Genomic DNA, 18,638 nt, shown 5'->3' with positions numbered 1-18,638 from the left:
CGATATCAGGAGCGCGCGTATCGGGGCCGGCATCGCCCGGGCCCCGGCAGGGTTCGCCGCAATAGCTCAGTCGGTAGAGCACGTCATTCGTAATGACGGGGTCGGGGGTTCGAATCCCTCTTGCGGCACCAGCCCCTTCCGTTCATCCGATCGCCCACAGGCCAGGCGATGTCCACTGGGACCGCAAGCGGCCGCGACCAGGCCTGCCCTGAAGACGACGGCGAAGGCCGAAAAGCCTGGGCACAAGCGGTGGAGCGAGGGCCGCATCATCGCCGGGCTGCAGCGTCACGGTACTTTTTGGTAAGCGGCGCGCCCCTCCCAAAATGAAAATGGCCGGACAGAGCCCGGCCATTTTGCTTGTCGAAAACCTGACGCGCCTAGACTAGCGTTGCGAAATCGTCTGCACCACACTCGACACCGGGCGTGCGTTCGTCGCATTGGTCGCCGGCACTTTCAATTCCTTGAGCACGGCTTCGTCATACTCGGGCAGCGAGTCGAACGTCGTCTTCGCCTTGATCTGCACGACCTTGTAGCCGCCGGCCTTGAGACGCGCGAGCAGCGTCGGCAGTGCTTCGCCGGTGCGCTTCTGGAAGTCGTGCATCAGGATGATGCCCTTGCCGAGCTTGTCGAGCTTGGTCATCACGTTGCTGATGATCTTGTCCGGCGTGCTCTCCTTGCGGAAGTCGAAGGAGTCGAGGTCGGTCGAGAAGATGCCGATGTTGCGGCTGCCGAGATAGCTCACCAGTGCCGGGTTCTGCGACAGCTGCGGGAAGCGGAAGAACGGCGACGGATTGGTGCCGAGCGCCCATTTCACCGCGCTAAAGCCCTTCTCGATCTCGTCCTTGGCCTGCTGCTCGGTCATCTTCTTGCCGGCGAGATTGAGGTGCGACCAGGTGTGCGTGCCGACCGTGTGACCCTGGGCCAGAACCTGGCGAAGGATTTCCGGATGCCAGGTGGCGTGCTTGCCGACCGAGAAGAACAGGCCCTTGGTGCATTCATCGGCGAGTGCCTTGAGCACGGCCGGCGTGTTGTGCGGCCAGGGACTGTCGTCGAAGGTCAGCACGACCTCCTTGTCGGCGAGGAAATCAAACTGCTTGTACTGCTCGAAGCCAAAGCCCGGACCGCCGGTGGTGTCGATCTCGACCACGCGCGAGACGCCCAGTGCGTTTGGATTGGTGCAGGTCGACGACTGTTGAACCGGTACCACGGCCGGCGCCGGCGCAGGAGCGGGCGCGGCGGCAGGCGCGGCGGGCTTGCCCGCGATCGTCGCGGTGGTCTCGACGTCATCCTTGGCGGCAAGCTTGGCCTGTGCCGGCAGGGGATCGGCGGCACGAGCGGCTGTTGTCTTGGGGGCGCCCTGATCGGAGCGCGAGGAATAAAAATACCAGCCTCCGGCGATCACGACCGCCGCAAGGACACTGGCCAACATCAGGCCCAACGCATTACGCATCGCTACTCTTTCCAAATACGCAACCAAACCAGCGGAATGTCCGCGCGCCCGGCCATTAATGCGAAGGAACAGTTAACGTGACACCAACACGACAGCGGTTGCGGAGGAATTTCAGGCAGGCGCGCCAAAGTGACCGGGGTCACAGAGGGTAGGCCGCCCGTGACGGTCATCACAGTCGAAAGGATGTTCCCGGAGCATGGTCGTTCCCATCAACAACGGGCCCGCGCACCCGCGGCGCCAATGGGAGCTTCAAATGACGACGTCCTTTACCGCCAAGTCCTTTACCCCCAAGTCCTTCACGGCGAAGATCCGCGACACCAGCCTGGCTCTGGGCTTTGCCGCGATCGTCTCGATCGTCTCGACCACATCGAGCTTCGCCTTCTCCGCCGAGGCGCAGCAGATGTGCACCGGCGACGCCTTCCGCCTGTGCTCGTCGGAAATTCCCAACATTCCGAAGATCACCGCGTGCATGGTGAAGCATCGCTCGGACCTGAGCGCCGGCTGCCGCGCGGTGATGGACAAGGATCTGGTCAAGGGCGCCTCTCGCAAGGTCGCCGACGCCCAGGATGGTCAGTAAAAGACGGTCAGTAAAGGTCGCGCTTCAAAGCTCCCGCGCGATGTGCCCCGGCGTAATGCCGGGGACCATCGGCCGGCGCAGGCCGCCCGGCAATAAAGCCGTTGCGGCCCTGGGATCGTCGCACTAGCTTCCCCCGCACATATCGAGGGTACGAGGCATTACGCGATGACCAGAGTTCTTTTCATTGTTTCCTTGATTCTGTGCGCATCGGGCGCTTCGGCGCAGCAGCAGCCCGGCCATGACGCCTGCGCGCGCGACGTCACGCGTCATTGCCGCGCCGTGATGAACAATGGCGATAGCGCCGTGCTCGCCTGCCTGAAGCAGAACCGTGCCAAGCTGACCAAGGCCTGCGACAAGGTGCTGACGGATCACGGACAGTAAGGGTCACTGCTAGCGACTGATGGTGCTGCCCGCCGCGGTCGCGACGACAGGCAATACCTCGGCGCTGGCGCGGTCCGGCGTCTCTTCCTTCCAACGCACCGAGCCGAACGGCCGCTCCAGCATGCGGCGGATCCGCACCGGCTCGGGACCGACGTGGAAATCGATCGCCTGCTGATGCAGCGCGCGTTCGGACTGGGTCGAGCGGTTGCGCTGGCGCAGATAATCGAACCACGTCGGGCAGTGATAGCGCTCGGTCCACAATTCCGGATCGGCGATGTCGCGTGCGATCGACCAGCCATAGGCGCCGTTGCGCTGCCGGGACAGCTGCACGTCCTGCATCACGTTGTGGAAGGCCCGCGCGTTCTCCTGCGAGACGCGATATTCGATCTCGACCACCAGCGGGCCGCTGCGTCCTGTCAGCGACAGCTTGACTTCGGGATCGGCGAGTACTTCGGCATCCTCGTTGCGGGCGCCGACGCGCGGCATCGTCAGCCAGATTCCCAGCAGCGGCGAGACCAGCATCAGGCCGGCGGCGGTGAGCAGCGCGACCTCGACGCCGGCGTAGTCGGTGAGATGGCCCCATCCCCAGGCGCCGATCGCGATGCCGCCGGAAATCGAGGCCTGGAACGCGGCGAGCGAGCGTCCGGCGACCCAGCGCGGAGCCGACAACTGCACGCCGATGTTGAACAGCGCCACCGCGGCCATCCAGACCGCGCCCGCAAGCACCAGCGCGGCCGCGGTCAGCACCGGCTCGGTGCTGAGGGCAAGCGCAGCCATCGCGAACGCCATCGAGAGCGTGCAGGCGCGGATCGCCGCCTCGCCGCTCATGCGCTTGCGCAGCTCGTGGATGTTGAGCGCGCCGACCACGGCGCCCATGCCGAAGGCGCCCAGCATGATGCCGTAGGTCTGCGCGCCGCCGTGCAGCAGGTCGCGCGCGACCAGCGGCATCAGCGCCATGATCGCACCGCCGATCAGGCCCATCACCAGCGTGCGCAGCAGCACGATCTTGATCGGCGGCGAATTGGTGATGTAGCGGAAGCCCGAGACCATGGCGCGGTTGAGCTTCTCCCGCGGCAGGCGCGACGGCTCCGTGGTCCGCCGCCAGAGCAGCAGCACCACGAGCAACGGCAGATAGAGGATCGCGTTGCAGGCGAACGCCGCGACTGCACCCGCCGCGGCAACGATGACGCCGCCGACCGCAGGACCGAAGCTGCGCGCGATGTTGTAGCTGATGCCGTTGAGCGCCACCGCCGACGGCAGCGCATCCGGCGGTACCTGCTCGCTGACCGAGGATTGCCAGGCCGGTCCGAACAGCGCATTGCCGCTGCCGACGACGAAGCAGAAGGCCAGCAGCGATTCCGGCGCGATCAGCTTGAGCCCGGCGAGGATCGTGAGTGCCGATGCGCCGGTCAGCGCGATCATGAGTGCGACCAGCGTCACGACGCGGCGGTCGTACATGTCGGCGATGGCGCCTGCGGGCATCGAGATCAGCATGATCGGCAGCATCAGGGCGGTCTGCACCAGCGCCACCTTGTCGGCGGAAGCCGCCATCTGCGTCATCGCCCAGGCGGCGCCTACGCCCTGGATCAGGAGACCGAGATTGGAGAGCAGGCTTGCGAGCCAGATGCGCCGGAATACGGTGTACCGCAGGGGGGCCGTGATGGCGTCGGCGGAACGTCTCTGGCGGTTCGTCTGCTCGGTCATATCCTCTTCCAAGTCGTCTGGCAGAAATGGCTTCAATGATTCCGGCGGCTTCAGTGATGCATGCGAAAGTCCTTCGCTGTCCAGTGGTTAGGCCGCTATAAGCGGTGCAAAGACATGGTTTTACCGGGGAGGAGCAGATGATGCTGTCACGACGGACGATCTTGCAAGGTGCGGGTGGGCTGGCTTTCGCGGTTGCGAACTTCCGGACGCATGCGCTGGCACAAACGCCCTCCGTGGCCCAAGGCACCGAGGTGCCGCCGATCCTGTTCGTCCACGGCAACGGCGACTACGACGCGCTGTGGATGACCGCGTTGTGGCGGATGGAATCCAACGGCATCGCGCGCGACCGCATGATGGCGATCAATTTCACCAATCCGACGGCGCGTGCCGACGATACGGTCGAGCAGGCCAACCGCTCCTCGACCGAGGATCAGCGGCGTGAGCTCGCTGCCGCCATCGCCGAGTTGAAGCGCCGCACAGGTGCGGCGCGCGTAGCCCTGGTCGGCAATTCGCGCGGCGGCAATTCGATCCGCAACGTCATCAAGAACGGCGGCGCGGGCGATGTCAGCCACGCCGTGCTGTGCGGCACGCCCAATCACGGCGTGTTCGCGCTCGATGCACTGCTCGGCAGCGAGTTCAACGGACGCGGGGCCTTCCTGCGCGGCTTGAACGAGGGAGAGAGCGAGGTGACGCCGGGCGTCGCCTTCCTCACCTTGCGCAGCGATGGCATGGACAAATATGCGCAGCCCGACGGCCGCTTCATCGGCAAGCCGGGCGTGCCGACCAATGTCACCGCCGAGGGGCCGGAGCTGAAGGGCGCGACCAATCTCGTGCTCGGCACGATCGACCATCGCGAGACGGCGTATCACCCGCGCGCGTTCCGCGAGATCTACAAATTCATCGCCGGTCGCGAGCCGGCGCGCATCGCGATCACGCCGGAGCAGACCGTCCGCCTCGGCGGATTGGTCACGGGCGTGGTCGACGGTGTGCCGACCAACCGCCCGGTGGCCGGGGCGACGGTGGAAATTCATCATGTCGACCGTGAGAGCGGGGAACGCAGGGGCGATGTGGTTCACCGCTCGACGACGGGCGCCGACGGCCGCTGGGGGCCGGCCACGGTCGATCCGACCTCGCCGCTCGAAATCGTCCTGACCTCGCCGGACGCCCCGATCACGCATTTCTACCGTTCGCCCTTCCCGCGCTCCTCCGACGTCGTGCATCTGCGCGCCGCGCGCCCGTTCATCCCCGCGGACAAGGATGCCGGTGCGGTCGTGATCATGTCGCGTCCGCGCGGCTATTTCGGGTTGCCGCGGGACATCGTCCTGCTCGACGGCAAGGAGCCCGCCGACGTCCATCCGGGCGTGCCCACGGATGCGGCAGCAACCCTGCGCCTTCCGGCCAGCGAGATCGGGCGTAACGTCGTGGCCGAATTCAATGAAGAACGGATTGTGGCACGCGCCTGGCCGGCCTCCGAGAACAGGATTGCGGTTGCCGAGCTGACTTACTAGCTATCTGCCTGTGCAAGCCCTTACTGCGACGACCTCCGCGGGAGAGAGCCATGAATATCGCCAGCGTGCGTCGGCCCATCATCCCTCCGACCCCACCGCGCGCGCCGGACAATTTGTCATTCTTCGGCCGGCTTGCGGTGATCCGGCAGAACATGATTGCGACCTGGGGGCAGCGCGCCTACGAGGAAGAGATCATCCAGGGCCGCTTCTTCCTGCACAAGAGCTTCATCCTGAATCAGCCGGATGCGATCCGGCACGTGCTGCTCAGCAATTACGAGAACTACTCGCGGACGCCGGCGGGCATCCGCATGCTGCGGCCGGTGCTCGGTGAGGGTCTTCTGCTCGCCGAGGGCCACGCCTGGACGCATCAGCGCAGGACGCTCGCGCCCGCCTTCACCCCGCGCGCGACCGCAAACCTCGTTCCGCACATGACGGCGGTGCTCGACGAGACCATCGCGAAGCTGGATGCGCGCACGAACGAGCCGGTCGATCTGCGCGAGATCATGCAGCGCATGACGCTGGAGATTGCCGGACGCACGATGTTCTCGTTCGGCATGGATCGGCATGGCCCGACCTTGCGCAACTTCGTCATGGAATATGGCGAACGGCTCGGACGGGCTTATTTCCTCGACATGGTGCTGCCGGTGTCCTGGCCGACGCCGATGGATCGGGCGCGCGCCCGCTTCCGTACGCGCTGGACCGAATTCGTCGCGAGGCTGATCGCCGAGCGGCGGGCAGCGGGCAAGAAGGACGGCGCCCCACCGCGCGATCTGTTCGATCTCATGGACGAGTCGCGGGACCCTGAAACCGGCAAGGGCTTTTCCGACGAGCAACTCGTCGACGAGGTCGCAACCATGATCCTGGCGGGTCACGAGACCACCGCGACCGCCTTGTTCTGGGCGCTCTATCTGCTGGCGCTCGATCCCGACACGCAGGAGGAGGTTGCCTCCGAGACCCGCGGCGAGCATCTCGACAGCATGGCCGATATCGATCGCCAAAAATTCACCCGTGCCGTGATCGAAGAGACCATGCGGCTGTATCCACCTGCGTTCCTTGTTGCGCGGGCCGCGCGCGACAAGGACAACGTCGCTGGCGCCGAGGTGAGCAGGGGCGACATCATCATGATCGCGCCCTGGCTGCTGCACCGGCACGAGAAGCTGTGGGATCAGCCGAACGCGTTCATCCCAAAACGCTTCATGTCGAAAGAGCCGCCCGATCGCTTTGCCTATCTGCCGTTCGGCGCAGGCCCGCGCGTTTGTATCGGCGCGCCGTTCGCGCAGGCCGAATCCGTGCTGGCGCTGGCGCGGCTGATCGGCGCGTTCCGCATCGGGCTGGCGGACGAGGCGCCGGTCATTCCATATGGCGTCGTCACGACCCAGCCGGACCATTCACCCATGTTCCGTATCACGCGCCGATGACGGGCGGTCGTCCGGCCGCCGGCGTGATCCACCCCAAATAGAGTTGCGCCATGAGCGACATCCAGGCCCAGTTTTCCGTTCTGAAGCAGACCGCCGATCCGGTCGTCGTCGAGGCCATCGCCGAGCTGATCGCCAATGGGCATGATCGCGATCTCAATCGCATCAATGCCCTGGATTTTGCCGATCGTACCGGGCTCGATCAGGAGAAGGTCATTTCCGGGCTCCTGCACGCCTCGCGGCTCGGCCTGTTCGACATGAGCTGGAACGTGCTGTGTCCCGGCTGCGGCGGGGTTTTGGGCGCGCATGCGACGCTGAAATCGCTGAAGCACGAGGACTACAATTGCGCGCTCTGTGCAGCCGGATACGAGGCGTCAGTCGACGAGATGGTCGAGGTGGCCTTTACCGTCAGCCCGCGAGTACGCCGCATCGGTGCTCACGATCCCGACACCCTGCCTATCTGGGAATATGTGCGGCAGATGTTCTGGAGCTCCGGCGTCGACATCAACGAAGAGGCGTTCTCGCGCCTGATCAACGAAGTGACGCTCGAAGCGCTGGAACTGCCCGCCGGCGAAAAGGCGATCCTGTCGCTGAACCTGCCGAGCCAGTTCATCATCGTCTTCGAGCCGGTCACCCATTCCGCCCATTTCCTCGATGTCCAGGGTGATCCGACGAGCGAACGCCAGCAGCTTTCGATCATGTTCAACAAGCTGGAGGCGCCGACGGGGACCACCGTGGTGCGCCCGGGGCCATTGCGACTTACACTCGAAAATCAATCGGGCAATCGCGTATTGCCCTCGGTCTGGATCGCTGCCGACGCGCTGCACGAGATGATCGGCAAGCGCAAGCCGATCCTGACCGCCAAGAGAATGCTGTCGAACCAGACGTTCCGCGACGTCTTCAAGGCCGACAATCTCAACGTCGATCAGCGGTTGAAGATCACGTCGCTGACGTTCCTGTTCACCGACCTGAAGGGTTCGACGGCGCTGTACGAGCGGGTCGGCGACCTCAGCGCCTTCGACCTGGTGCGGGCGCATTTTCGGGCGCTGCTGGAGATCATCGCCGCCGAGAAAGGCGCCGTCGTGAAGACGATCGGCGATGCCGTCATGGCGACCTTCGTCAGGCCTGAGCATGCAATTACCGCGGGGCTGCGCATGCGCGCGGCGATGGATGATCTCAACAAGCAACGCGGCGCCAACGATCTCGTTCTCAAGATCGGCATCCACGAAGGCCCGTGCCTTGCGGTGATGCTGAACGAGCGGCAGGATTATTTCGGTCAGACCGTCAATATCGCCGCACGCGTGCAGAGCCTGTCGACCGCGCAGGAGATCCACATCACCGGCCCGGTGCTGGATGCGCCGGCGGTTGCCGAGATCCTTCATCGGCGCGAGATCAAGCCGATCCAGAAGCGGGCGGCCCTCCGCGGGATCGCCGACAAGATGGTGGTGTACGAGATACCGTGAACAGATTGCCGAAACGTAATGCAGCGCGCGGAACCGACGCACGTTGCGCCGGTTGAGTTTCCCGCTCATATAAAGCTGCTGGCGACCGCGCTTCTCGCGGTGCCATCGATTTCGGTAGGACCTTATGCTCGACGGCTTGCGCCAATTCATCGCCGACATTGTTGCCCCCCATGCCCAGGACCGCGCCTTCGGCGACAGCGACTACCGGCTCGCGGCCACCGCGCTGCTGGTCCACGTGGTGTCGCTGGACGGGCAGCCGTCGGCCGCCGAAAAGGGCAAGCTGCACAACCTGATCGAAAGCCATTTCAAGCTCGATCGCGGTACGGCTGACCGGCTGATCGCGGATGCGACCCAGGTCGAGGGCGAGGCGGTTGACCTCTATCACTTCACCAGCGTCATCATGCGCTCGCTCGACGAGGAGGGCCGCAAGCGCATCGTCCAGATGATGTGGGAGCTGGTCTATGCCGATGGCCAGGTCACCGAATTCGAGGACAATGTCGTCTGGCGCGCCTCCGACCTGCTCGGGATTTCCCAACGCGACCGGATCGATCTCAAGCATGCCGTCGCGGACCGGACTGGCGGTCAGGTCAAGGATGGCGCTCTCGGCGGCTGAGTGATCGCCAATGCCGCATGATTGCCGGTTGTATCGACCACATGACAAAACTTTAATGTAGCCGCCGAACGTCCCGGTTCCGGATGTCCCTGTAAAATCGCGATTTTCCCGCAGTCCCTGTCGGTCGATCAGGCAGCCATGCTGCCAGCGCCGCTTGCCTGCCGCGCGCGGCCTATGCTCCAGTTCCCGCCATTACGGGGCCAAAAAATTCAATTCAAGAGACTGCGATCGTGACTGAGCGGGTAACATTGATCACCGGTGCCTCGGCGGGCATCGGCACGGAGCTGGCGCGCGTGTTTGCCGCTAATGGACACCGGCTGGCGCTGACGGCGCGACGCGCCGACCGGCTCGAGGCGCTCGCGAACGAGCTCACCTCCACATGCGGCAAGAAGCCGATCGTGATCGCCTGCGATCTCCAGCAATCGGATGCTGGCGAGCGGATCGCCGCCGCGCTCGCTGCCGAAGAGGTCGAGCTCGACAATCTCGTCAACAATGCCGGCTTCGGCGTGTTCGGCGATGCCATCGAGCGCGACCGCGACGAGCAGGTTGGTATTGTCGACGTCAACGTCCGGGCGCTGACCGATCTGTCGCTGCGCTTCGCCGATCAGCTCATCAGGAACAAGGGAGGCCTGCTCAATGTCGGCTCCGTCGCGGGCTTCCTGCCGGGCCCCGGCATGGCCGTGTATTACGCGTCCAAGGCCTATGTGATTTCGCTCACCGAGGCATTGCGGGCGGAGCTCGCGCCGCGCGGCGTTCGCGTCACCGTGCTCTGCCCGGGGCCGGTGCAGACCGAATTCCAGGGACGCGCCGGCGTCGGCGCCGGGCATGATACGGCCATTCTCAACGTCCCGGCTGCCGACGTCGCGCGGCAGGCCTATCGCGGGCTGATGGCGAACAAAAGGGCAGTGCTGCCAGGGCTCGGCATCAAGATTGTGCCGTTCGCGCTGCGCTTCTTCCCGCGCGGCTTCATCCTGTCTGCCACCAGCCGGTTCCAGCGACAGAGGAATTGAAGAAAGCCTCAAGTCTCCGTAGTGGCCCGGAGCTTGCTTCAGGATGGGGGCGTGTGTGCGCAAACTCACACGATGTTAACCAGCGCTTAGCTATGCTGGCGGCTTGAACCGATAGCACTCGCAAAAGGCCATGTCGTTTCGGACCAACAGGTTTGGTGGCGCGGAATTGGTGCCCTTCCCCCGAAGGACGCCGAGCGCGACCGCCTCCGAACCCCTCCTCCCGGTTCTGATCGTCCTGCATCAGGAATCCTCGACGCCCGGCCGCGTCGGTAACGCACTGCGCGCGCTCGGCCATCGTCTCGATATCCGCAGACCGCGCTTCGGTGATCCCCTGCCCGATACGCTCGACCGGCATGCCGGGGCCGTGATGTTCGGCGGTCCGATGAGCGCCAATGATTCGGACGACTACATCCGCCGCGAGATCGACTGGATCGAAATTCCGCTTCGCGAGCAGCGGCCGTTCCTCGGCATTTGCCTCGGTGCGCAGATGCTGGCGATGCAGCTCGGCGCGCGCGTCGCGCCGCATGCGCAGGCGCTGACCCAGATCGGCTACTACCCGATCCGCCCCACACAGGCCGGTCACGCGTTGTGTCCGGACTGGCCGGCTCAGGTCTATCATTGGCACCGCGAAGGATTTCAGCTGCCGCGCGGCGCCGAATTGCTGGCGGAAGGCGATGACTTTCCGATCCAGGCGTTCCGTACGGGCAATGCCTTCGGCGTGCAGTTTCATCCCGACGTGACTTACGCCATGATGCATTGCTGGACCACGCGCGGCTATGACGGTCTCAGCGCGCCCGGCGCGCGCGAGCGGCACCATCATTTTGCAGACCGCGCGATTTACGACGCGGCGGAACGCGCCTGGCTCGATCATTTCATCGATGGTTGGCTGGCGCGCCGGCCGGTGCTGGCGCAAGCCGCCGAGTAATCGCGCCTTCGCCGGTTCTTGGCGGAGATCCTCGGTGCGGATACTTGGCGCAAGTCCTCGCCTCACTCCTGGATATGCTAGGCTCGTTCCTAACGAGCGCGCGCGAACGCGTGCCGGCAATCAAGGGAGAGCGCGGTGGCTTATGAACACATTCTCTATGAGGTGAGCGACAAGATCGCGACCATCACGCTCAATCGTCCCGATCGCATGAATGCGTGGACGCCCATCATGGAGCGCGACGTGCGTCACGCGATGGAAGCCTCGAGCGCCGACGACAATGTCCGCGTCATCGTGCTGACAGGCGCGGGCCGGGCGTTTTGCGCCGGCGCCGACATGGATGCCCTGAAGGGGCTCGATCCCAATGACGTCAGGCGCGCCTCGAACCTGCCGCCCTTCGACATGAACCGCCGGCCGGACTGGCAGACGCGCTACGGCTTCTATCCGTCGATCGGAAAGCCCGTCATCGCGATGCTCAACGGCGCTACCGCGGGGATCGGTCTTGTCCACGCGCTCTATTGCGACCTGCGCTTTGCCGCCGACAATACCGTGTTCACGACGGCCTTTGCGCGGCGCGGCCTGATTGCCGAGCACGGCATCAGCTGGATGCTGCCGCGCATCGTCGGTCACGCCAACGCGATGGATCTGCTGCTCTCGGCACGCCGCGTGGGAAGCGACGAGGCGCTGCGAATCGGACTGGTCAACCGGCTCTGCCCGCCCGAGAAATTGCGTGAGGAGACCTACGCCTATGCCCGCGACCTCGCCGATTTCGTTTCGCCGAGCGCGATGGCCGTGATCAAGCGGCAGCTCTACGAGGTGCCGTTCCAGACGCTCGCCGAGGCCACGATCGAGGCCAACCGGGAGATGATGGTGGCGCTCAACGGCAGTGATTTCAGGGAGGGCGTCGCGAGTTTCATGGAGAAGCGGCCGCCGAGGTTTGCCGGGAAGTAGGGGGGTCATCAGTCAGAGCCCGGCTTCGCCCTTCGGGCTACGCCGGACACCACGCTTCGCCCGTCAGGCTCCCCGTGGCTGCGCCACGCGTAGCCCGAAGGGCGAAGCGTGGTGGAGCCAGGCGGGATCGAACCGCCGACCTCGTCATTGCGAACGACGCGCTCTCCCAGCTGAGCTATGGCCCCTTTTGCTGGCCGCTCTGGTAAACGCGGCCGACAACCGGGCGCCATTTAAGTCCCCGCCAAGGTCAAGTCAAGGACGGGTGTAACTGGGTTTTAGCCATTCCGGCACCGACTTCCCTTGTTTGGGCCGGGGGGAACCGATATCTAGCGATGATCACCCCATGACACTGTCCCAATGACACCGGCCCAGAGAGTGTTTCGCTGATGCGCCCGATAGTCTTCATTCTGATCCAGATCATCAATCTCTACATCTATCTGCTGATCGCATCGGCAATCCTGTCCTGGTTGATCGCGTTCAACGTCGTGAACACCCGCAATCAGTTCGTCGGGGCGATCGCGGAGTTTCTCTATCGGATTACCGAACCGGTCCTGGGGCCTATCAGGCGCAGGCTGCCCAGCATGGGCGGTCTCGATATCTCCCCGATCGTCGCCTTCTTCATACTGTGGTTGATCCAGCTCTATCTTGCCGAGTACGTCTATCCGAACGTGCCCTAGGCCGGCGGAACCATGATGGAGCCTTGATGGCCGCTTGACCGAACCCTGGCGTACATCCACCACAGGCGTCAGCGTCGCGTTGCGAGTGACTCCGCGTGGCGGACGTGACGGCATCGACGGGATCGAGCAGATGTCCGACGGCCGCAGCGTGCTGAAGGTGCGCGTGCGTGCCATCGCCGATGGCGGCGAGGCCAACCGCGCCGTTCTGGCGTTGCTGGCGAAATCGCTCGGCGTGCCCAAGGCCAGCGTCAGTCTCCTGTCGGGAGCGACGTCGCGGCTGAAGCAGGTGGCCATCGCGGGCGATCCGGCACGACTTGACGAAGCACTGCGCGCGCTCGCGTCGGTCAAATCGAAGAATTAGGGAACTGACATGACGGCCAAGATCATCGACGGAAAAGTCATCGCGGCGGACCTTCGCGCACGCGTCGCCGAGGAAGTCGCCCGCGTCAAGCGCGATCACAATCTGGTGCCGGGCCTCGCCGTGGTCCTGGTCGGCAATGATCCCGCCAGCGAAGTCTATGTCCGCTCCAAGCATACGCAGACCCAGGCGGCCGGCATGGCCTCGTTCGAGCACAAGCTGCCGGCGGACGTCTCGCAGGCAGACTTGCTCGCGGTGGTCGCGAAGCTCAACCGCGATCCCTCCGTACACGGCATCCTCGTGCAGCTGCCGCTTCCCAAGGGCTTGAACACCGAGGCCGTGATCAACGCCATCGATCCCGCCAAGGACGTCGACGGCCTGCATCCGAACAATGCCGGCCGTCTCGCCGGCGGCTTCGAGGCGCTGTCGCCCTGCACGCCGCTGGGCTGCATCATCCTGACCAAGAGCGTTCACCCTTCCCTCGAAGGCATGAACGCCGTCGTGATCGGCCGCTCCAATCTGGTCGGCCGTCCGCTGGTGCAATTGCTGCTGAACGAGAACGCGACGGTGACGATCGCGCATTCGCGCTCGCGCGACCTGCCTGGGATCGTGAAGCAGGCCGATCTCGTCTATGCCGCGGTCGGCAGGCCCGAGATGGTGCGCGGCGACTGGCTGAAGCCGGGTGCGACCGTGATCGATATCGGCATCAACCGCATTCCGAAGGACGACGGCAAGACCCGCCTCGTCGGCGATATCGCCTATCAGGAAGCGCTCGCAGTCGCCGGTGCGGTGACGCCGGTGCCAGGCGGCGTCGGCCAGATGACCGTCGCCTGCCTGCTGGTGAATACGCTGCGCGCGGCCTGCGCGATTGCGGGCCTGCCGAAGCCGACGGTGTAGTTGTCATTCCGGGGCGATGCGTGGCATCGAACCCGGAATTTCGCGCCATAACTTCTGGGTTCCTGGTTTGCGCCAAGGCGCGCCCCGGAATGACGATCACGCTTTCTTCTTCTTCTCGCGCTCGATGCCTTCGAGGATCAGCTTCTGCGCTTCCTCGGGACCGCCCCAGCGCGTGATCTTCACCCACTTGCCCTTCTCGAGATCTTTATAGTGCTCGAAGAAGTGCTGGATCTGCTGCAGCGTGATGTCGGGCAGGTCGGAATACGACCTCACCTTGTCGTAGCGCTGCGTCAGCTTCGACGACGGCACCGCCAGGATCTTCTCGTCGCCGCCGGCCTCGTCTTCCATGAACAGCACGCCGACCGGGCGCACGCTCATGACGGCGCCGGGGATGATGGCGCGGGTGTTGACGATCAGCACGTCGCAGGGGTCGCCGTCGTCGGACAGGGTGTGCGGGATGAAGCCGTAGTTACCGGGGTAACGCATCGGCGTGTAGAGGAAGCGGTCGACCACCAGCGTGCCGGCCTCCTTGTCCATCTCGTATTTGATCGGTTCGCCACCCACGGGGACTTCGATGATGACGTTGACGTCCTCAGGGACGTTTTTCCCGATCGAGACCGCATCGATACGCATTAGAAAAGCTCCGTTATTGCCGAAGTTAAATCTCGCCCGGCAGCGATTTTCGGCGCTGTCATACGCGGGCTTGGCCCGCTGATCCATCGTGTTTTTGTGAAAAAATGAATCCCGCGATCACCGGCGCAACAGGCTGATGGTATCGACGGATGGGAAGTGCTGCGGCTTAAGGCGTCAGCAGCTCAAATCGGTCCGAACCTTAGTTGGCCCAGGCGAAGGCGACCTTGTCGAGCGACTTCGGTCCGAATCGCTCCGAGGAGCGCGCCACCATCCGGCCACCCAGGGCCCGGTAGAACTCGGTGGCGGGATCGTTGTCCGAAAGCGCCCACACCACCATGCTCTTCAGATTGCTCTGCATGAGGTCGCGGCGGGCGGCGGTGAAAAGGCGGCGGCCGAAGCCGAGGCCCTGGAATTCCGGACGCAGGTAGAGTTCGTAGATCTCGCCGTCGAAATGCAGGCTGCGGGCACGATTGCGGCCGTAGTTCGCATAGCCCGCGATCTTGTCGCCGAACACGAGCACGCTGACGCGGCTGCCCTTGCGGATTGCGCTGTCCCACCACTGCGGACCGCGACGGTTGATCAGCTTTTCCAACTCGGCGCCGGGAATGATGCCCTGATAGGCAGAACGCCACGCTTCGTCATGGGTGGACGCCACCGCAGTTGCATCTGCAGCTTTGGCCGGCCGGACCTCGATCAGGGTTGTGCTCATGAAGGCGATCAAACCAAGTCGCCGCGCCGGCGGCAAGACCTATCGTTAATTATCGGTTAACCTGTGGACTTTCTGCATCAGTATTTTCACTATGTTGTACCGAAAAAAGACAAGCGGCCGCGTCGAACGGCGCCGGCGTGCCGTACGTCGGTGCAAAACGGCTTTGCGACAACGAATGAACGGCGATGGCAGCGCAGAAAGTCCGCCCCAAATGATTCGTTCCTACTAGTGTGGCCGTCGTTGTCCGTGCTCGCCTTCGGCAATTCATGCGGCTCTTCAACGCGCTTGCGTTCCTGCCTCTGCTGGTTCTGCTGACTGCGTCGCCTGTGTGCGCGGGGGTCACGTTTGGGCCATCGGGACCAGAGGGTGAGCCGTTACGCCGGCAGGAATGGCGCGTGCCGTCGCCGGACACCGACATTGCCGCGCGTGCGTTGTTGTTTCGTCCCGCCGGCGCGGGCCCGTTCCGGCTTGCAGTGATCGCGCATGCGTCGACGCAGAACGTGCTCCGCCGTGCGCAGATGCCGCAGCCGGAATATCGCGCACTCGCAGGGTTTCTCGTCGCACGCGGCTTCGCCGTGCTGGTGCCGGAGCGCCTCGGCCATGGTGCCACCGGCGGCCGCTATGCCGAGGACCAGGGCGGCTGCGACGAGGCGGATTACGCACGCGCCGGCCGCGCCACGGCGGAAGAAATTTCGCTCGCGCTCGATTATCTGCGGAAGCAGGATTTTATTCGCATGGATGCCGCCGTCGTGATCGGACATTCAGCAGGTGGCTGGGGCGCGCTGGCGCTGGCGAATGGCGATCCGAAAGAGATTTCAGCCATTATTGCATTTGCGCCCGGACGTGGCGGCCACGCCAACGACGAACCGAACAAGATCTGTGCGCCCCATACGCTGCTTGGCGCGGCTACCGAATTCGGCAAGGCGGCGCACATTCCCGTCACGTCGCTGGTTGCAGCCAATGACAGCTATTTTGCGCCGACGTTTTCGAAGACCTTGGCGGATGCATTTCGCAGCGGCGGCGGCAAGGACGATTTTCGCACGCTGCCGGCCGTCGGCAGCGAGGGGCACTGGATGATCGAGACCGAGGCTGGCGTTAAAGCGGCAGGCAGCGAACTCGCGCGGGCGCTGAACCTGCTAGCGCCCGGGGCGACCAAAAAGCGATGACGCTGTATTTCCTGGTCAAATATCTGCATGTGCTCGGCGCCATCGTCATCCTCGGCACCGGAACCGGTATCGCCTTCTTCATGCTGATGGCGCATCGCACCGGTCATGCGGAGTTCATCGCGCGCACGGCGTCGGTGGTGGTGATTGCAGATGCGATCTTCACGCTGTCGGCCGTGATCCTGCAGCCGGTCACCGGCGGCCTATTGATGATGCTGTCGGCCACATCGATCGCCGAGCGCTGGCTACTGGCCTCGCTCGCGCTCTACGCCGTCGCGGGAATGTTCTGGATCCCCGTCGTCTTCATGCAGATCGAGATGCGCGATCTCGCGCGCAAGGCTGCCGAACAGCGCAGCGCGTTGCCTGCGCGCTACTTCGTGCTATTTCGCCGCTGGTTTGCGTTCGGCTTCCCCGGCTTCGGCGCCTCGATGCTGATCCTCTGGCTGATGATCGCAAAACCATTTTGAAGGGCGCGATGACCCAGCGAACCATTCTTGTGCTTGGCGCCTCCGGTTTGATCGGCCGCTTCATCACCGATGACCTGCGCGCGCGAGGGTTTCGCGTGGTTGGTCTCGCACGAAAGCTGTCGCCGGCGCAGAGGATGAGCGCGCTCGATCTCGAGCTGCCGATCCTGACGCTCGATACGGCCGCGCTGATGCGCCTGATGAGCGAGCATGCCGTGGATGTCGTCGTCAACTGCCTCGGTGTGCTCCAGGACGGGCCCGGCGGCAACACCAGCGCCGTGCATCGCGATTTGGTTGCGCGTCTGCTTCAGGCCATCGCCGGCAGCGGCCGCGCGATCCGGCTGGTGCATATCTCGATCCCCGGCACTGCGGAAGCCGATCGCACTGCCTTCGCCACGACCAAGCGCGAAGCCGAGCGGCTGATTGCGGCATCGGGCATTCCCCACGCCATCATGCGGCCCGGTTTCGTGGTGGCGCCGTCAGCCTATGGCGGCAGCGCGATGCTGCGCGCGCTTGCGGCCCTCCCGCCGGATCTTCCGGCTAAGGAGATGGCGACGCCATTCCAGCCCGTCGCAGTCGATGATATCTCCGCAACCATCGCCTGGCTCGCGGCGCGCGATATCGAAGATAAGTCCGTAAAGGCGGTGAACTGGGACTTGATGCAATCCGAGCCGATCACGATGGCCGGTGTCATCGAGCAATTCCGATTTGTCTTCGGCACGGCCGGCTGGCCGCATGTCGCGATGCCGCCCTTCATGCTCGATCTCGGCGCAAGACTTGGTGATCTCGCCAGCACGCTCGGCTGGATGTCGCCGATGCGCTCCACCGCGATCGCCGAGCTGCGCCGCGGCGTAACGGGTGATCCCTCGGCCTGGACCGCCGCCACGGGGATCGTACCGAAAACGCTGGCTGACACGATCGGGCGCCATCCCGCCACCATCCAGGACAAATGGTTTGCGCGGCTGTTCCTGATGAAGGCGCTGATCCTTGCCAGCCTGATCGCGTTCTGGCTGGTGTCCGGCTTCATCGCATTGTTCGTGTCCTACCGCGCTGCTGCCGGTATCCTGACCGCGCACGACTTCCCGCCCGCGCTGGTCGATCCCGTCACCATCGGCACCAGCCTGATGGACATGAGTATCGGCGTGCTGATCGCCTTCCGCCGCACGGCTGCGGTCGGCCTGGCTGCGAGCATCATAGCCTCGCTCGGCTATATGTTCGGCGCGGCAATCCTGACACCGGATCTCTGGATCGAGCCGCTCGGTGCGTTGGTGAAGACCGTGCCTGCGATCGTGCTGATGCTGGTCGCGCTTTTGACGCTGGATAATCGCTAATGAGCAAGTGGTCCGACGATGACGTGATCCTGTACGACGGCGTCTGCATCTTCTGCTCGCGCTGGGTGAGGTTCGTAGCGGCGCGCGACACAGCCAAGCGGTTTCGCTTCACGCCGATCCAGTCGGACTATGGCGCGAAGCTCGCGCGCGCCTTCGGGATCGATCCTGGCGATCCCGATACCAATGCCGTCGTCCACGGCGGCGAAGCGTTCGTGAAATCGGACGCCGCGCTGACAGTGCTGTCGCAGCTTCCCGGCTGGGGTTGGGTGCGGATGCTGTTCGCCGTGCCGAAGCCGCTGCGCGACCGCGTCTACAGCCTCATCGCGCGCAACCGCTATCGCATCTTCGGGAAGTACGACGCGTGCTTCGTGCCCGATGCGGAGCTGCGGGCGCGCGTGATCGAGTAGCACTC

General features: G+C 64.4%; 20 protein-coding genes and 2 tRNA genes. 17 read left to right on the top strand and 5 right to left on the bottom strand.

Features of this window, described 5'->3' with window-relative positions:
* Positions 1–55 precede the first annotated feature (55 nt).
* Positions 56–131: transfer RNA gene (locus QY049_RS23655), tRNA-Thr, on the top strand.
* Between the two features lie 251 nt (positions 132–382).
* On the opposite strand, the gene QY049_RS23650 is transcribed toward QY049_RS23655, so the two are convergent.
* Positions 383–1,450 carry a polysaccharide deacetylase family protein gene (locus tag QY049_RS23650; RefSeq protein ID WP_258764492.1) on the bottom strand — a complete coding sequence of 356 codons (1,068 nt, stop codon included), beginning with the start codon at positions 1,448–1,450 and terminating at the stop codon, positions 383–385.
* 253 nt (positions 1,451–1,703) lie between these two features.
* Between QY049_RS23650 and QY049_RS23645 the strand changes: the two genes are divergently transcribed.
* Both QY049_RS23645 and QY049_RS23640 read left to right on the top strand, forming a co-directional pair.
* Positions 1,704–2,027, top strand: coding sequence for a hypothetical protein (locus tag QY049_RS23645; RefSeq protein WP_258764493.1), 324 nt, complete (start codon positions 1,704–1,706; stop codon positions 2,025–2,027).
* A gap of 165 nt (positions 2,028–2,192) precedes the next feature.
* Positions 2,193–2,408 (top strand): hypothetical protein, encoded by a 216-nt coding sequence (locus QY049_RS23640; RefSeq protein ID WP_194478855.1) that lies wholly within the window; start codon positions 2,193–2,195, stop codon positions 2,406–2,408.
* Positions 2,409–2,417: 9 nt separating this feature from the next.
* Here the strand turns inward: QY049_RS23640 and QY049_RS23635 are convergent, their stop codons facing one another.
* Complete coding sequence (locus tag QY049_RS23635) at positions 2,418–4,112, bottom strand: MFS transporter (protein WP_194478856.1); 1,695 nt, start codon at positions 4,110–4,112, stop codon at positions 2,418–2,420.
* A 137-nt stretch (positions 4,113–4,249) separates the two neighbouring features.
* Here QY049_RS23635 and QY049_RS23630 point away from each other — a divergent pair, with 137 nt between their 5' ends.
* The 7 genes from QY049_RS23630 to QY049_RS23600 all read left to right on the top strand — a co-directional run bounded on the left by QY049_RS23630 (position 4,250) and on the right by QY049_RS23600 (position 11,994).
* The gene (locus QY049_RS23630; RefSeq protein WP_258764494.1) at positions 4,250–5,620 is read left to right on the top strand and encodes a hydrolase; all 1,371 of its coding nucleotides are present in this window, start codon (positions 4,250–4,252) and stop codon (positions 5,618–5,620) included.
* A gap of 50 nt (positions 5,621–5,670) precedes the next feature.
* The gene (locus QY049_RS23625) at positions 5,671–7,038 is read left to right on the top strand and encodes a cytochrome P450 (RefSeq protein WP_258764495.1); all 1,368 of its coding nucleotides are present in this window, start codon (positions 5,671–5,673) and stop codon (positions 7,036–7,038) included.
* Between the two features lie 50 nt (positions 7,039–7,088).
* Positions 7,089–8,498 (top strand): adenylate/guanylate cyclase domain-containing protein, encoded by a 1,410-nt coding sequence (locus tag QY049_RS23620; RefSeq protein WP_194478859.1) that lies wholly within the window; start codon positions 7,089–7,091, stop codon positions 8,496–8,498.
* Between the two features lie 124 nt (positions 8,499–8,622).
* A complete protein-coding gene (locus QY049_RS23615) occupies positions 8,623–9,111 on the top strand; it encodes a TerB family tellurite resistance protein (RefSeq protein ID WP_301269969.1) in 489 nt (162 codons plus the stop codon).
* 230 nt (positions 9,112–9,341) lie between these two features.
* Positions 9,342–10,121: an SDR family oxidoreductase gene (locus QY049_RS23610; RefSeq protein WP_194478861.1), complete on the top strand. Its 780-nt coding sequence runs from the start codon at positions 9,342–9,344 to the stop codon at positions 10,119–10,121.
* 130 nt (positions 10,122–10,251) lie between these two features.
* Positions 10,252–11,046 (top strand): glutamine amidotransferase, encoded by a 795-nt coding sequence (locus QY049_RS23605; RefSeq protein ID WP_258764497.1) that lies wholly within the window; start codon positions 10,252–10,254, stop codon positions 11,044–11,046.
* A 135-nt stretch (positions 11,047–11,181) separates the two neighbouring features.
* Positions 11,182–11,994, top strand: coding sequence for an enoyl-CoA hydratase (locus tag QY049_RS23600; RefSeq protein ID WP_258764498.1), 813 nt, complete (start codon positions 11,182–11,184; stop codon positions 11,992–11,994).
* Positions 11,995–12,103: 109 nt separating this feature from the next.
* Here the strand turns inward: QY049_RS23600 and QY049_RS23595 are convergent.
* Positions 12,104–12,179 (bottom strand) — tRNA-Ala (locus tag QY049_RS23595).
* A 201-nt stretch (positions 12,180–12,380) separates the two neighbouring features.
* Here QY049_RS23595 and QY049_RS23590 point away from each other — a divergent pair.
* From QY049_RS23590 to folD, 3 genes are read left to right on the top strand one after another with little or no spacing between them, the layout of a single operon-like run.
* Complete coding sequence (locus QY049_RS23590) at positions 12,381–12,671, top strand: YggT family protein (protein WP_057740594.1); 291 nt, start codon at positions 12,381–12,383, stop codon at positions 12,669–12,671.
* Between the two features lie 34 nt (positions 12,672–12,705).
* The gene (locus tag QY049_RS23585) at positions 12,706–13,032 is read left to right on the top strand and encodes a DUF167 domain-containing protein (protein ID WP_194478864.1); all 327 of its coding nucleotides are present in this window, start codon (positions 12,706–12,708) and stop codon (positions 13,030–13,032) included.
* Between the two features lie 9 nt (positions 13,033–13,041).
* On the top strand, positions 13,042–13,926 hold the full coding sequence (gene folD / locus QY049_RS23580; RefSeq protein ID WP_258764499.1) for a bifunctional methylenetetrahydrofolate dehydrogenase/methenyltetrahydrofolate cyclohydrolase FolD: 885 nt from the start codon (positions 13,042–13,044) through the stop codon (positions 13,924–13,926).
* A gap of 96 nt (positions 13,927–14,022) precedes the next feature.
* Here folD and ppa read toward each other — a convergent pair whose 3' ends face one another.
* The gene (ppa, locus tag QY049_RS23575; protein ID WP_194478866.1) at positions 14,023–14,559 is read right to left on the bottom strand and encodes an inorganic diphosphatase; all 537 of its coding nucleotides are present in this window, start codon (positions 14,557–14,559) and stop codon (positions 14,023–14,025) included.
* 199 nt (positions 14,560–14,758) lie between these two features.
* Complete coding sequence (locus QY049_RS23570; protein ID WP_194478867.1) at positions 14,759–15,268, bottom strand: GNAT family N-acetyltransferase; 510 nt, start codon at positions 15,266–15,268, stop codon at positions 14,759–14,761.
* A gap of 266 nt (positions 15,269–15,534) precedes the next feature.
* Between QY049_RS23570 and QY049_RS23565 the strand changes: the two genes are divergently transcribed.
* The 4 genes from QY049_RS23565 to QY049_RS23550 are packed head-to-tail and all read left to right on the top strand — an operon-like array spanning position 15,535 to position 18,633.
* Positions 15,535–16,434: a dienelactone hydrolase family protein gene (locus QY049_RS23565; RefSeq protein WP_258764500.1), complete on the top strand. Its 900-nt coding sequence runs from the start codon at positions 15,535–15,537 to the stop codon at positions 16,432–16,434.
* Positions 16,431–16,898, top strand: coding sequence for a DUF2269 domain-containing protein (locus tag QY049_RS23560; protein ID WP_258764501.1), 468 nt, complete (start codon positions 16,431–16,433; stop codon positions 16,896–16,898). Before QY049_RS23565 ends, QY049_RS23560 begins: the two co-directional genes overlap by 4 nt.
* An 8-nt stretch (positions 16,899–16,906) precedes the next feature.
* Positions 16,907–18,226, top strand: coding sequence for an SDR family oxidoreductase (locus tag QY049_RS23555; protein ID WP_258764502.1), 1,320 nt, complete (start codon positions 16,907–16,909; stop codon positions 18,224–18,226).
* Complete coding sequence (locus tag QY049_RS23550) at positions 18,226–18,633, top strand: thiol-disulfide oxidoreductase DCC family protein (protein ID WP_258764503.1); 408 nt, start codon at positions 18,226–18,228, stop codon at positions 18,631–18,633. The genes QY049_RS23555 and QY049_RS23550 overlap by 1 nt, the downstream gene beginning before the upstream one ends.
* Positions 18,634–18,638: the final 5 nt, after the last annotated feature.

Origin of the sequence: Bradyrhizobium sp. WYCCWR 13022 (genome assembly GCF_030435535.1) — a bacterium.
GTDB lineage: Bacteria > Pseudomonadota > Alphaproteobacteria > Rhizobiales > Xanthobacteraceae > Bradyrhizobium.
The sequence above is the reverse complement of the archived record's forward strand: the minus strand, read 5'-3'. Positions and strand labels throughout refer to the sequence as shown.

Coding starts and splice junctions, on each gene's coding strand:
- QY049_RS23650 (WP_258764492.1), bottom strand. CDS start 1,450: ATGCGTAATGCGTTGGGCCTGATGTTGGCCAGTGTCCTTGCGGCGGTC.
- QY049_RS23645 (WP_258764493.1), top strand. CDS start 1,704: ATGACGACGTCCTTTACCGCCAAGTCCTTTACCCCCAAGTCCTTCACG.
- QY049_RS23640 (WP_194478855.1), top strand. CDS start 2,193: ATGACCAGAGTTCTTTTCATTGTTTCCTTGATTCTGTGCGCATCGGGC.
- QY049_RS23635 (WP_194478856.1), bottom strand. CDS start 4,112: ATGACCGAGCAGACGAACCGCCAGAGACGTTCCGCCGACGCCATCACG.
- QY049_RS23630 (WP_258764494.1), top strand. CDS start 4,250: ATGATGCTGTCACGACGGACGATCTTGCAAGGTGCGGGTGGGCTGGCT.
- QY049_RS23625 (WP_258764495.1), top strand. CDS start 5,671: ATGAATATCGCCAGCGTGCGTCGGCCCATCATCCCTCCGACCCCACCG.
- QY049_RS23620 (WP_194478859.1), top strand. CDS start 7,089: ATGAGCGACATCCAGGCCCAGTTTTCCGTTCTGAAGCAGACCGCCGAT.
- QY049_RS23615 (WP_301269969.1), top strand. CDS start 8,623: ATGCTCGACGGCTTGCGCCAATTCATCGCCGACATTGTTGCCCCCCAT.
- QY049_RS23605 (WP_258764497.1), top strand. CDS start 10,252: ATGTCGTTTCGGACCAACAGGTTTGGTGGCGCGGAATTGGTGCCCTTC.
- QY049_RS23590 (WP_057740594.1), top strand. CDS start 12,381: ATGCGCCCGATAGTCTTCATTCTGATCCAGATCATCAATCTCTACATC.
- folD (WP_258764499.1), top strand. CDS start 13,042: ATGACGGCCAAGATCATCGACGGAAAAGTCATCGCGGCGGACCTTCGC.
- ppa (WP_194478866.1), bottom strand. CDS start 14,559: ATGCGTATCGATGCGGTCTCGATCGGGAAAAACGTCCCTGAGGACGTC.
- QY049_RS23570 (WP_194478867.1), bottom strand. CDS start 15,268: ATGAGCACAACCCTGATCGAGGTCCGGCCGGCCAAAGCTGCAGATGCA.
- QY049_RS23565 (WP_258764500.1), top strand. CDS start 15,535: ATGCGGCTCTTCAACGCGCTTGCGTTCCTGCCTCTGCTGGTTCTGCTG.
- QY049_RS23560 (WP_258764501.1), top strand. CDS start 16,431: ATGACGCTGTATTTCCTGGTCAAATATCTGCATGTGCTCGGCGCCATC.
- QY049_RS23555 (WP_258764502.1), top strand. CDS start 16,907: ATGACCCAGCGAACCATTCTTGTGCTTGGCGCCTCCGGTTTGATCGGC.
- QY049_RS23550 (WP_258764503.1), top strand. CDS start 18,226: ATGAGCAAGTGGTCCGACGATGACGTGATCCTGTACGACGGCGTCTGC.